Below are 12577 nucleotides of genomic sequence, written 5' to 3'. Positions count from 1 at the left end.
ATCGCGGGACTCGGCTATCGCTGTTAGCTGCGCTCCTCTAGCTGCGTTTGGGGCGGCGAACCGCTCTCACACGCCCGCTGTCGCCGCCGCCGCAGAACAGCTGGTCGCCGCCGTCGGATTCCAGCCCCGAGACCATCGTCCCTTCCGGCATATCGAGCTGCTCCAGCACCTTGCCGGTGTCAAGATCGATCCGCCTGAGGTCGCTGTCATCGCCTTCCCAGGTGCCGTGCCAGAGCTCGCCGTCGACCCAGGTCACGCCTGTGACAAAGCGCTTGCTTTCGATGGTGCGGAGGATCTTTCCCGTTTCAGGATCGACCTGATGGATCTTGCGCTCGCGATACTGACCGACCCAGAGCGATCCCTCGGCCCAGGCCAATCCGGAATCGCCGCCACCGCCCGGTGCGGGAATCGTGCTCACGACCGCACCGCTCGCCGCGTCGATCTTCTGGATGCGATCCTCCGCGATCTGGAACAGGTGCCTTCCGTCGAACGCCGTCCCCGCATGTGCGGCGACGTCGATGGAGCGCGAGATCTTGCCGCTCGCCGGATCGAGGCCATTCAACTTGTCGCCCGACGCGAACCAGACTTGGCTGCCATCATAGGTGACGCCGTGGACGGCCTTGACGTCCGGGAAAGGCCCGTACTCTCGGATGATCTCGGCGGCGGAACGCTTCATCGGCTCGATCCCTGTGATGCGGCTTTATTGTTTACGCATGATCTTGTCGGAAAACCGCTGCACACTTTTCCGGATCATGCTTTAGCCTACGTCTTTATCAGCGGCGAGGGGAGTAACAAGCCTGTCGGGAAACCCGGGACCGGCGGCGTCATCCAGCGGCGCGCCCTGCCGTGGCCGAACGACTGCACCTTGTTCGATCGTGCAAGCTCCTCGAGCGCACGCTGCACCGTGCGTGCGCTCATGCCAAGCGCGAGCGCGAGCGCCGAGCTCGACCAGGGCTCGCCATCGGCAAGGATGGCAAGGACGGCGGCGTGCTTCTCCTCGACGGGGCGCGCCAGCACGATGACGTCGCGCGTTTTTCGCGGCGCCAGCTCAAAGCCCTGCTTGGTTGCGCTGATCTCGGCCAGCGGCTTGAGCTGGGTGCGGAGCCGCCCGATCTCGACGCGCAAGCGCGCGCGGTGAGACTCGTCGGCGTGCCTGGCCTGGAACGCGCCTGAGATCAGCGCCTCGCGCGAGACATCCTCAGGCCATGCCTGTGCCAGCAGACGAGCGAGTGCGAACAGCACGGGCCGCGTTCCAAGCGGCACGGCAACGTTTTGCCTGCGCACCACATGATGAAAGGTGTCGACGACGAGCGCCGTCGAGGTCGCAAGGCGCTCGACCTCGCCGAGCAGGAGCGGGTGCTCGCTGCCGCGCGCGATCAGGCGCGCGGCCGGCGTGTTCAGGATGAGGCTTGCGCTGTCGACCTCGGCCACCAGCGCCGGGATGTCGGCCTGTCGCGCGGCGCGGGCCGCCAGGTCAAGCGCCGAGCGCGCCTCCTTTGATTTGAGCCGCCTGATGGCGATGCCGGCAACCACGAGCTCGCGCACGACCAGGGACGCAGGCGGCAGCGGGCAGGCGCCGATCTCGGCCAGCGTCCGCTCGGCCTCGTCCACGCGTCCGAGCAGGAGCAGACGGCGCGCCTCGATATGGCCTGCATGGGCGGCATTGGCGAGATCGCCGTGGCTTGCCAGCGTCGCCCGCGCCGCTGCGAGAGTCTTCGCCGGCCAGTTCAGGTCGCGCGAGACCAACGCGATCTCGGCTTCGGCCACTACGCATCTCGCCCGCGCGACCGCCTCTCTCGGCCCGAAGGCGCGGGCGGCGCTCCGCAGCAGCGCCTTGGCCTTGGCGAGATCGCCGAGCTGCGCCATCGCGATGCCGCGCAGCGCCAGCGAGGGCGCATCGTTGCGCAGTGCGACGCGGTTCAGCGCGCCGAGCGGATCGCCGGCCTCGAGGGCGCGTGCGGCGGCCGTGATCAGCGACTCCATGAAAATCCCGCCACACTTGTTACTCCCACCGTCCGCTCCTCCGGTGCGAGAACTCCCCCACGGCCGACGATGTGCGGTGAGCGAGAGATTTGGAGAGCCATGATGACATCAGCAAGCAAAGCAGGGACTAACGAACAGACCGTCATGCAGACACCGCCGGTGGTGTCGCCGCAGGAATGGGAGGCCGCCCGACAGCAACTGCTGGTGAAGGAGAAGGCACATACCCGCGCCCGCGACGCACTCGCCGCCGAACGCCGGCGCATGCCGTGGATGGAAGTGACCAAAACCTACGCATTCGAGGCGCCCTCGGGCAAGGCCAGTCTGCTCGATCTGTTCCAGGGCCGGAAGCAGCTCATCCTCTACCGGGCGTTCTTCGAGCCGGGCGTGTTCGGCTGGCCCGACCATGCCTGCCGTGGCTGCTCCGTGGTGGCCGACCAGGTCGCCCATGTGTCGCACCTGAACGCCCGCGACACTACGCTGGTGTTCGCCTCGCGCGCCCCGCAGGCGGATATCGCGCGGCTGAAAGCGCGGATGGGCTGGAACATTCCGTGGGTTACCATCACCGACAGTTTCGATGCCGATTTTGGCGTCGATGAATGGCACGGCACCAACGTGTTCTACCGCGATGGGAAGCGGATCTTCCGCACCTATCTGATCAAGAGCCGCGGCGACGAGCAGATGGGCGGAACCTGGAACTATCTCGACATCACCCCGCTCGGCCGCCAGGAGCCCTGGGAGGATTCGCCGCCCGGCTATCCGAAGAGCCCGACCTACAAATGGTGGAACTGGAACGACAGCTATGAGGCTGGCAGCGAGCCCGACAAGAAGTGGGTCGAGATCACGGACGCCGGCGAAATCGCGCTTCGTGCGCCAGGCGCGCAATGAGCGACGTCCATCCCGCCAGCACCAGGCGTGACGGCAGCGAGGCCGCATCTCAGCTTGCCCGATGGCTGGGTCTTGCGGCCACGCCCACCTTCGCGGTCATGGCCCTGCTGACGGCCGCCTTCAGTGGCGGCCCGGCGGATATGCTCTGCTCCGCCGGGCACGGACTGTCACTGGGCGGGATGGTGCCGATGTATCTCCTGATGAGCGCGTTTCATTCAGCGGCGTGGCTGCGGCTGTTCTCGCCGCGGCGGTAGACGGGGATCATTGCAAGGAAAAACGGCCCCGGCATTGCCGGGGCCGCTTTGCTATTTGTTGCTTCCGTCGAGGAATAGCTCCATCAGCACTTCATCGAAATACTGGCCGTTCTGTTTGAAGGCCTTCACCTCGCGGCCGTATTCGACAAAGCCGGTCGTCTTGTAGAGGCGCAGCGCCGCTTCATTCTTGCTCATAACACTCAGCTGGAGCTTTTCGACATGCTTTGCCGCATGGGCAATCACCGTGTCGACGAGATGCCGGCCCACGCCGGCTCGCCCTGCCTGTTGTCGCACATACATGCCCCACAGATGGGCCTTGTGCATGGTGCGGACCATCCTGCCGGTGGAAGCCGGCGATGCCGACGAACTCGCCGTCGATGAAGGCGCCGAAGATGTCGGACGCGGTGAGGCGCTCCTCGAACCAGGCGAGCGGTTTTTCCTGCTCGCGCGCGAAGGTGCTGGCGAAAGCTTCGGGATGCGCTTCGAGCGCTTCAAGCCTGATCGCCCGGTAAAGAGCCGCGTCTGCGGGTGTGAGCAGTCGGATCATGTTGATGAAGATATCTCACGACAGACCATGTGCCCAAACGAAAACGGCCCCGACAGCGCCGGGGCCGTTCGTATCTCGATCCCCGCCTCGCGTTACCTCAGCTCAGCGCGGCGCTCGGTCATCGGAAGCACGATCACCTTGGTGCCGACGTTGACGCGGGAGTAGAGGTCGGAGACGTCGTCATTGGTAAGGCGGATGCAGCCGGACGAGACGTGCTTGCCGATCGTATCGGGGGCGTTGGTGCCGTGGATGCGGTAGACGGTGCCGCCCAGATACATGGCGCGGGCGCCGAGAGGGTTGCCGGGGCCGCCGGCCATGTGGCGCGGCAGATAGGGCTGGCGCTGGATCATTTCCGGCGGCGGCGTCCAGTCCGGCCACTCCGCCTTCTTGGTCACTGACTGCGTGCCGGACCAGGTGAAGCCGTCACGACCGACGCCGATGCCGTAGCGGATCGCCTGACCGTTACCGAGCACGTAATAAAGATAGGTGTTGGGCGTATCGATGATGATGGTACCCGGCGCTTCGCGCGTCGCATACGAAACGGTCTGGCGGCGGAAGCGGGCCGGCGTCTCGACTGCGTCCTGATCCTCGGACGGCGCGGTCTGGTAGGTCGGCGCAGAATAGGGCTGGAAGGGCTGAAGCGGCTGCGGCGCAGTCATCACCGGCAGCGGCTGGAAGAACGGAAACAGCTGTACGGGCGCGGCTTCGGCCGGGCCGGCACATGCGATTGCAGCAACGGCCACTGCACTGACGGCAACGGCGCGCGAATGCGTCTTCAACGTGTCCAGATTGAACATTGGTCGCCCCTGTTTGCGTGGTGTTTCTTGGTCACCCCGGCACCGTTGCGGTGCTCCGTTGCTTAAGTTCCTAACGGAAACAAGTTTCGGGACGTTTGCGCGGAAAACCGAAAACGGTTTCATCGCGGCAAGGATTGTTTCATGACAGTTTCGTGGCCGCGGAGGTTCGTTAACGAACAAAACAGCGCGCCGACACTTATGTGACGTCACACGCCTGAAATATCCATCGTTGATGGTCGATGCCTGAGAATCATCAAACTCTCGGGATTTCCCCATGCGGGTATTAATCGCGACTGACGCCTGGCATCCGCAGGTCAACGGCGTGGTCCGGACGCTGACCTCGCTGGCGGCCGCCGCCAGGGCGCTCGATGTCGAGATCGACTTCCTGACCCCTGACGGCTTCAGGTCCTGGCCGCTGCCGACCTATCCGGGCATTCGCATCGCGCTGCCGAGCGGGAAAGAGATCGCGCGGCGGATCGAGAGGTGCGCGCCTGAAGCCCTGCATATCGCGACCGAGGGCCCGATCGGCTGGGCGGCGCGGGCCTATTGCCGCCGCAACCGCCTCGCCTTCACGACATCCTATACCACCCGCTTTCCGGAATACGTCTCGGTACGAACTGGCATTCCCGATGCCGTCGGCTATGCCGTGCTGCGCCACTTCCACGATGCCGCCGCCATGACCATGGTGGCGACGCCGTCGCTGCGACAGGAGCTCGCAGGCCGCGGCTTCAAGCGGCTCGGCTTCTGGGGACGCGGCGTCAACACCGAGCTGTTCCATCCTGACTCTCCCGCAGCGCTCGATCTGCCGCGACCGATCTTCATGACCATGGGCCGCGTCGCGGTCGAGAAGAATCTCGAAGCCTTCCTCTCGCTCGAACTGCCGGGCACCAAGGTCGTCGTCGGCGATGGTCCGCAGAAGGCCGCACTGGAAAGGAAATATCCTGATGTGGTCTTCCTCGGCGAGAAGAAGGGCGCGGATCTCACTGCGCATCTCGCCGCTGCTGACGTCTTCGTGTTCCCGAGCCTCACCGATACGTTCGGCGTGGTGCAGCTCGAGGCGCTCGCCTGCGGTACGCCGGTTGCAGCGTTTCCGGTGACGGGACCGAAGGACGTCATCGCCGATCATCCGATCGGCGCGATCGACGGCGATCTGCGCGCCGCGTGCCTGCGCGCGCTCACGATGTCGCGCGAGACTTGCCGCAACTTCGCGCTGGAGCGCTCCTGGGAGAACAGCGCGCGTCAGTTCGTCGGCAATCTCACCTCACTCCAGCCCAGCCGTGCCTTGCGCGCCTCGCCTCGCATGGCGCGGCGGCCAGTGCGCGGTTGATTCATACTTTGACCCACAGCGAGAACCTCATCGATGGCTAAGATCATGAACCTTGACGGCACCCAGCAGCTCGACCTCACCCGTGGCTCGGTCGAGCAGGCCTATGACCGCTGGGCGCCCGTTTACGATCTCGTGTTCGGCGGTGTGTTTGCCAAGGGCCGTCAGGCCGCGATCGCAGCCACTAACAAGATCGGTGGTCGCGTGCTCGAGGTTGGTGTCGGCACCGGCATCTCGCTGCCGTTGTACGCTCCTCATCTGCGCATCTTCGGCACCGACATTTCGGACGCGATGCTCGACAAGGCCCGCCGGCGCGTCAGCGAGGGCAACCTCAAGAACGTCGAGGGCCTCGCGGTGATGGACGCCGAGAAGCTCGAATTCCCCGACAATTCCTTCGACGTCGTGATGGCGCAGTATGTCGTCACCGCGGTGCCGAACCCGGAGAAGGCGCTCGACGAATTCGCTCGCGTGCTGCGTCCGGGTGGCGAGCTGATCATCCTCACCCGCGTCAGCGCCGACACCGGCATGCGCCGTTTCATCGAGCAGAAGCTGCAGCCGGTGGTGCGTCCGCTCGGTTTCCGCACGGCCGAGTTCGCCTGGTCGCGTTATGCCAAATGGCTCGCCGGCGCCAAGGGTATCGAGCTCGCCGAGCGCCGCCTGATTCCGCCGCTCGGTCATTTCTCGCTGGTGCGCTTCCGCAAGGTCGACATCGCCAAGGCAGCCTGAGCAAGGCTGCAAGAGCGGCGGCTCTGTCCGCCGCTCACGCGTTCGCGTGCGTCACCGCGTCGCTGCACATCGTCACATGACAAAATGATGATGTCACACGGCGTACATCGAATCTCTGTAAATCCTGAACCCGAAAGCATTTTGGGGGAGAGCATGATCAAGAACTACCTCGAGCAGTTGCGGATCCAGCGCTGGGACGACCATCGCTATTATCACCACAGCCGCATCAATCAGAGCCTGCACTTCGTCAGCGCGCTGAGCTTCCTCTTTGCTTATCTCTGGCTCTTCGTCGATCCCATGATCTCGGCGCTGGTCGGCTGGCTGGTCTCGATGACCTCGCGCCAGGCCGGTCACTTTTTCTTCGAGCCGCACACCTACGACCACGTCAACCAGGCGACGCACGAATACAAGGAAGAGATCAAGGTCGGCTATAACCTTCAGCGCAAGGTGGTGTTGATGGCGATCTGGGCGCTGTCGCCGCTGGTGCTGGTCGTCGATCCGACGCTGTTCGGCCTGTTCACGCCCTGGGCGAATGCGACCGACTTCGTGCGGCAGGTTGCCAAGATCTGGCTGGCGGTCGGCGGTGGCGGTCTCTTGTTCCGCACCGTGCACCTGTTCTTCATCCGCGACGTCGAGACCGGCCTCGTCTGGATGACCAAGATCCTGACCGACCCGTTCCACGACCTGATGCTGTATCGCAGCGCTCCGCTGGCCCTGATGCGCGGCGAGCTGATGGACCCCGGCCTGCACCTCAATCCCGAGCACACGCTGGGCCTCATCTCCGAGCCCGTGCTCGAAGAGCAGCACGCCTGAGCGCGCTGGTCTCACCCAATACTCCGATGTCTGATGGTTACGTCATGCCCGGCCTCGTGCCGGGCATCCTTCTTTCGCCTCTCCCCGCGTGCGGGGAGAGGCCGGAGCGCATCGTAGATGCGATCCGGGTGAGGGGGAGTCTCCGCGGGGGGGCTGCCAGATGGTCGTGCGCCAACGCTCACCGCGCGCGCGGAGAGTCCCCCTCACCCCAACCCTCTCCCCGCAAGCGGGGAGAGGGGGAGCAGAGAGCTCGCCCCGGAATTACGGTGGCTATGAGTGGAGAATCAGCCTCAGCGCCCAAAGCGCTTGGCCAGCATCTCTTTCAAAATCTGCCGCTTGATGGTCTTGTTGGTGAGTGCACCATCGTGCCACCAGAAGCCATCCGCCTTCATCTTCTCGGCGGCGCGGACGAAGCGGTCGGAGACTTCGCTGAAGTCGGCGTCGGTGTAGTTCAGACTGAAGATCAGCCGGCCGGTGCCGACCCAGCTCAGCGCCAGGCCTTCGGCGCGAAGGTAGTATTGCAGCATCCAGTTGTAGCGCGACGGGGTTGTGTATTTCACCGTCCAGATCGACGAGAAGTTGGCGAACTCCACCGGCAGCTTGGCATCACGCATCATCTTGTTGAGCCTCGCGGCGCGGCCGTTCCAAGTCGTATCCAGGCCGTCATAGATGGCGCGGAAGTTCGGGCTGGCGAGCCGGCTCAGGAACTCGTCCATCGCCGTCATGACGTAGGGATGCGAGTTGAAGGTGCCGCGGGCAAAGCAGACGTCGGCCGGGCGATCATCGCGGAAGCGGCGCATCAGGTCGCGTCTGCCGCAGACCACGCCGACCGGCAGGCCGCCGGCGAGGCTCTTGCCGTAGGTCACCATGTCGGCCTTGACGCCGAAATATTCCTGGGCGCCGCCGGCAGCGAGACGGAAGCCGACGAAGACCTCGTCGAAGATCAGCACGATGCCGCGTTCGGTGCAGATCTCGCGCAGCTTCTTCAACCATTCGGTGTAGGCGCCACGATCGAAATGACCGCCGCGAGAGGAGTCGACCAGCGAGGAATCGCCGGGCGCGTTGGCATTCGGATGCAGGCCCTGGAGCGGATTGACCAGCACACAGGCGATGTCCTTGCGCGTGCGCAACACGTGCAGCGTCTTCTCCGACATTTCGGAGAGGGTGTAGGTCTCGTGCGCAGGGATCGGGTTGCCGACACCGGGCTGCACGTCGCCCCACCAGCCGTGATAGGCGCCGGCGAAACGAACCAGATGCGTGCGCTTGGTGTGGTAGCGCGCAAGGCGCACCGCCTGCATCACGGCTTCTGTGCCGGACATGTGGAACGAGACTTCGTCGAGGCCCGATATCTGGCAGAGCCGCTGCACGTTCTCGAGGATGACGGGGTGGTAGGGGCCGAGCACCGGACCGAGCGCATGGGCGCGCTTCTCGGAGCCCTCGATGCATTCCTTGTAGAAGTCGTTACCGAAGATGTTGACGCCGTAGGACCCGGTGAGGTCGTAGGAGGTGTTGCCGTCGACATCGGTGACGGTGACGCCGCTCGAGGATTCCATGAAGGTCGAGGTGCCCAGATGCTCGCGAACGAGACGCGAGAACTGGAACGGCACGCGGTAGCTTTCGGTGAAGTTGAGGTCCGAGATCGTCTCGGCCGCCTCCTTCGTCATGGCGCGGCCCTTGGGGTAGCGATCGGCATAGAGGCGCGCGAGGCGGAAGAAGGCGTCCTTGCGCTGCATCACCACATTCGCGGGCGCGCCGTCACAGCCGAAGTACTTATCGCCTTCGAACTCGTAGAACGGCAGCAGCTTTGCCACGCGGCGCGACATCTTGGAGTGCCCGGCGAGCGAGCGGTGCTTGGCGCGGGACAATTCGACCCGCGCCTTGATCTTCGGGAGGACGGCGGCAGCGGACGCTGCGGCGGCCACGGACATCGAGAGAATCGGGAGTGTCGTTTCCATGACAACAAGCGCTAATACTGTGAGCTGACAGATTCATGACAGTCAAAGCCTTCATCGCCTCTTTCACCCAGCAGGAAGACCTCAACTTCCTGTTGACCAACCGCATTCCCCGCGCGGCGCTGACCCGCTTCATGGGCTGGTTCTCCAAGATCAGGAATCCGCTGGTGCGGGATTTTTCCATCGCGCTGTGGAAGCTGTTCTCCGACCTCGACCTGTCGGAAGCACGCAAGACCCATTTCACCAGCCTGCACGATTGCTTTACGCGCGAGCTGAAGCCGGGTCTGCGTCCGTTCGATCCGGATCCCTCGGTGGTCGCCAGCCCTTCCGACGGCATCATCGGCGCTCATGGCCGGATCGCGGACACCGAGCTGTTCCAGGTCAAGGGCGCGCCCTATTCTTTGCTCGACCTGCTCGGCGATCCCGCGCTGGTCGAGCAACACCGCAACGGAAGCTTCGTGACGCTGCGGCTGACCTCGAGCATGTATCATCGCTTCCATGCGCCCTATGATGCGCATATCGAGCGCGTCACGCTGATCCATGGCGATGTCTGGAACGTCAATCCGATCGCCTTGAAGCGGGTCGAGCGGTTGTTCTGCAAGAACGAGCGCGCGGTGATCCGCACGCATTTGTCGACCGGTGAGGCGGTGACGCTGGTGCCGGTGGCGGCGATCCTGGTCGCCAGCATCCGGCTGCATTTCCTCGACATGGTGCTGAACGCGCAGACCAGGGGGCCGGTCAATTTCTCCTGCGACGCCAACGTCGCCAAGGGTGAGGAGCTCGGCTGGTTCGAGCACGGCTCGACCATTATCATTCTCGCGCCCGGTGACTTTTCGTTCTGCGACGGCATCGGCGAGGGGACGCGTATCCGCGCGGGTCAGGCCCTGCTTCGTCGGACATAGTCTTCATTCCGCCGCGTCGGCGGCCTATATCGTTCACGGGGACGAATAGACGATACGACGGGATTGGTGATGGCGCGGGCGCCGGTGATGGCGGCGGGTGGAATTGTGCTGCGGCGTGGTGCGCCGCCGCTGATTGCCATCGTGCGCCAGCGCAAACGCAATGAATGGGTCCTGCCCAAGGGCAAGCTCGACGACGGCGAGACGCCGAAACAGGCCGCGCATCGCGAGGTGCTGGAGGAGACCGGCCACGAGGTCGCCATTCAGGAGTTTTTGGGCACGCTCGTGTACCAGTCCGGCGGTCGCTCCAAGGTCGTGCATTTCTGGCGAATGGAGGCCGAGGGCGGCCAGGTCCGCAGGTTGATGAACGACATCAAGGCGGTCGATTGGTTGCCGCTGGACGACGCGCTCGCGCGCCTGTCGCGCGAATATGAGCGCGCCTTCCTTACCCAGGTCGGCCCGATCGCGATCGCCGCGGCGGGGCTTGCACCGTCACCCGCGCCCGAACCGACGCCAACGCTGGCCGCCGACGAGATCGATGCTGCCTTGCAGACGCTGACACCGGCCGAGGCTGCCTCCGTCGACGAGCTGCGGCACGGCCTGTTGCAGAAGGTGCGAGCCTGGCTGCGCGGCGAAGCGTGAGCTAGCTCTCTCTCCGCGATTCCGGAATCGTAGGGTGGGCAAAGGCGCCCTTGCGCCGTGCCCACCACCTCTCTCCATCGCGAAAGATGCGTGGGCACGCTTCGCTTTGCCCACCCTACAATACTTCCCGCAATGATGGAGAGACCCGCTCTCCAACCTATCGCTTCTTCTTTTCCTTCGGCGGCGGAGCCAGCGCGGGTCTGCGTGGCGCGGCGGGGCGTTGTGCGCCAGGCAGGCGCTGCTGGAAGCCGGGCTGGCGTGGTGCTGCGCCTTGTTGCGGCTGGACGGTCGGCGGCGCTCCGGGCTGACCGGGCTGCAATCCGGTGTGCGGCGTTTGCGGTGTGGTGCCGTTCGGCTGCGCGGGCGTGACTGGTCCAGGTCGCTGCGGAGATTGTCGGCTGCGCTGTGTCGGCGTCTGGAGCGCGCCGCTCGGTTGCGTGCCCTGTCCGGTGCGCGGCTGCCCGGCCGGTTGACCCGTGCCCGGCTGGCCCGGTTGCTGCTGACCCTGGCCCGCGCGCGGCGCACCTAGCTGTGTCGCTCCGCCTTGTCCTTGGCGCTGCGGCTGCTGCGTGCCCGGTTGCGTTCCCTGACGGTTGGGAGCTCCCGGCTGCGGCTGCTGACCCGGACGGTTGTTCTGGCCGGGTTGACCAGGCTGGCCATTCGGCCGCTGCGGCTGCTGCGGGGTCGGCGCCGGGTTCGGGCGCAATTGCTGTTGCTGCGGCACCTGCGCCGGCCGCGGAATGCGGCTCACTGCTGCCGGATTGGCGCGGCGGAAGTCACGCTGTTCGGTGACGATCTGCCGTCCCGTGGTCTGCGCTGCGTGCACCTGGCTGACGAAGCCGCGGTCGCGCGCGATCTGCTGCGGGGGAATCGTGATCGGGACTGCGGCAAAGCGCATGCCGCCTGGGCCGGCCGCACCCGGCCGAATCGCAAAGCCGCTCGAGGCTTGCGTCAGCGCGCCAAGCCGCGTGCCGCTGGCGCGGTCGTTGACGTCGATATGGCCGACCCGGCCGTCAGCGTCGGGATAGAGCTTGATGTTGACGTTGTTCGCAGCGTTGGCGGTCGCATTCTCGGGCACGTCGACGACGCCGGTGGTGCCGCGGATGCCGAGCGTTGCGGTCGGGGTCGCGATCTTCATGTCGCCGGTCTTCGCCACGGCTGCGGCGACGAAGGCGACGGTGCCCTTGCCGATGTCGAAGATGGCCGAGTTCTGCTTGCCGCCGTCCTCATAGACGTAGTTATCAATGGTGATCTTCGCGCTGGCCGAGAGATTGAACGTGGTGGCGTCGTTGAAGGTGATGCCGAGCGAGGAGTTCGAGGACGTCTGCACGACGTCGTTGAGATAGATGTCGTCGCGCACCTTCAGCGGATAGGAGTTCTTGTCGCGGATCACGGTCGCGATTCCGGTCACGGTGGCGACGTTGCCGATCGGCTCGACCGTGGTGGACTGTGCATCCGCAGCGGGCGCGGGCGAAGCTGCTGGCGTCGGCGAAGGAGCGGGCGAGGATTGTACTTGCGGCTGCGCCTGCGCGAGCTCGATTGCGTCGGATGCGCGCGCGTTGTCTGCGCCGGCCAGCGGCAGCGCCAGCAGCGGCAATGCGAACACGAAGCGGCGCCAAGCCACCATCAAAGCCACGAATGAGATCCCGGTGAGAACGCGAGGCGAGATCGAGCGATATCAGCCGGAGATTGCTGAACGGCGGATGAACATCTATCGCATGGGAGGGGCGAACGTTCAAACGCCAACGCTCAAAC

General features: G+C 65.0%; 14 protein-coding genes. 8 read left to right on the top strand and 6 right to left on the bottom strand.

What is annotated here, in order from left to right; genetic code table 11:
* Positions 1-37: 37 nt before the first annotated feature.
* Together L6637_RS16555 and L6637_RS16550 are read right to left on the bottom strand one after the other, a co-directional pair.
* Positions 38-676, bottom strand: a complete 639-nt coding sequence (locus L6637_RS16555; RefSeq protein ID WP_237871354.1) for a Vgb family protein — start codon at positions 674-676, stop codon at positions 38-40.
* Between the two features lie 86 nt (positions 677-762).
* The gene (locus L6637_RS16550) at positions 763-1983 is read right to left on the bottom strand and encodes a helix-turn-helix domain-containing protein (RefSeq protein ID WP_237865885.1); all 1221 of its coding nucleotides are present in this window, start codon (positions 1981-1983) and stop codon (positions 763-765) included.
* Positions 1984-2082: 99 nt separating this feature from the next.
* Between L6637_RS16550 and L6637_RS16545 the strand changes: the two genes are divergently transcribed.
* Complete coding sequence (locus tag L6637_RS16545) at positions 2083-2868, top strand: DUF899 domain-containing protein (RefSeq protein WP_237871352.1); 786 nt, start codon at positions 2083-2085, stop codon at positions 2866-2868.
* The gene (locus L6637_RS16540; RefSeq protein WP_237865887.1) at positions 2865-3122 is read left to right on the top strand and encodes a hypothetical protein; all 258 of its coding nucleotides are present in this window, start codon (positions 2865-2867) and stop codon (positions 3120-3122) included. The genes L6637_RS16545 and L6637_RS16540 overlap by 4 nt, the downstream gene beginning before the upstream one ends.
* Positions 3123-3173: 51 nt before the next feature.
* On the opposite strand, the gene L6637_RS16535 is transcribed toward L6637_RS16540, so the two are convergent.
* Positions 3174-3446 (bottom strand): GNAT family N-acetyltransferase, encoded by a 273-nt coding sequence (locus L6637_RS16535; RefSeq protein ID WP_237871350.1) that lies wholly within the window; start codon positions 3444-3446, stop codon positions 3174-3176.
* Here L6637_RS16535 and L6637_RS16530 point away from each other — a divergent pair.
* On the top strand, positions 3445-3834 hold the full coding sequence (locus L6637_RS16530) for a hypothetical protein (protein WP_237871348.1): 390 nt from the start codon (positions 3445-3447) through the stop codon (positions 3832-3834). The genes L6637_RS16535 and L6637_RS16530 overlap by 2 nt on opposite strands.
* Here the strand turns inward: L6637_RS16530 and L6637_RS16525 are convergent.
* A complete protein-coding gene (locus L6637_RS16525; protein WP_237871346.1) occupies positions 3762-4466 on the bottom strand; it encodes a L,D-transpeptidase in 705 nt (234 codons plus the stop codon). The genes L6637_RS16530 and L6637_RS16525 overlap by 73 nt on opposite strands.
* A gap of 274 nt (positions 4467-4740) precedes the next feature.
* Here L6637_RS16525 and L6637_RS16520 point away from each other — a divergent pair, with 274 nt between their 5' ends.
* The 3 genes from L6637_RS16520 (at position 4741) to L6637_RS16510 (ending at position 7329) form a co-directional block, all read left to right on the top strand.
* Positions 4741-5793, top strand: a complete 1053-nt coding sequence (locus L6637_RS16520; RefSeq protein ID WP_237871344.1) for a glycosyltransferase family 4 protein — start codon at positions 4741-4743, stop codon at positions 5791-5793.
* A gap of 33 nt (positions 5794-5826) precedes the next feature.
* The gene (locus L6637_RS16515; protein WP_237865891.1) at positions 5827-6516 is read left to right on the top strand and encodes a class I SAM-dependent methyltransferase; all 690 of its coding nucleotides are present in this window, start codon (positions 5827-5829) and stop codon (positions 6514-6516) included.
* 153 nt (positions 6517-6669) lie between these two features.
* Positions 6670-7329 (top strand): hypothetical protein, encoded by a 660-nt coding sequence (locus tag L6637_RS16510; RefSeq protein ID WP_237865892.1) that lies wholly within the window; start codon positions 6670-6672, stop codon positions 7327-7329.
* Between the two features lie 290 nt (positions 7330-7619).
* Here L6637_RS16510 and L6637_RS16505 read toward each other — a convergent pair whose 3' ends face one another.
* Complete coding sequence (locus L6637_RS16505; protein ID WP_237865893.1) at positions 7620-9284, bottom strand: aminotransferase class III-fold pyridoxal phosphate-dependent enzyme; 1665 nt, start codon at positions 9282-9284, stop codon at positions 7620-7622.
* 35 nt (positions 9285-9319) lie between these two features.
* Here L6637_RS16505 and asd point away from each other — a divergent pair, with 35 nt between their 5' ends.
* Both asd and L6637_RS16495 read left to right on the top strand, forming a co-directional pair.
* The gene (asd, locus tag L6637_RS16500) at positions 9320-10183 is read left to right on the top strand and encodes an archaetidylserine decarboxylase (protein ID WP_237865894.1); all 864 of its coding nucleotides are present in this window, start codon (positions 9320-9322) and stop codon (positions 10181-10183) included.
* A 69-nt stretch (positions 10184-10252) separates the two neighbouring features.
* Positions 10253-10822 (top strand): NUDIX hydrolase, encoded by a 570-nt coding sequence (locus L6637_RS16495; protein ID WP_237871342.1) that lies wholly within the window; start codon positions 10253-10255, stop codon positions 10820-10822.
* A 157-nt stretch (positions 10823-10979) separates the two neighbouring features.
* Here the strand turns inward: L6637_RS16495 and L6637_RS16490 are convergent, their stop codons facing one another.
* Positions 10980-12449 carry a FecR domain-containing protein gene (locus L6637_RS16490; protein ID WP_237871490.1) on the bottom strand — a complete coding sequence of 490 codons (1470 nt, stop codon included), beginning with the start codon at positions 12447-12449 and terminating at the stop codon, positions 10980-10982.
* Positions 12450-12577 lie beyond the last annotated feature (128 nt).

The sequence above is a fragment of the Bradyrhizobium zhengyangense genome (assembly GCF_022012435.1).
In the GTDB taxonomy this organism is placed as follows: Bacteria; Pseudomonadota; Alphaproteobacteria; order Rhizobiales; family Xanthobacteraceae; genus Bradyrhizobium; species Bradyrhizobium zhengyangense.
This window is presented reverse-complemented; position numbering and strand designations above follow the sequence as displayed.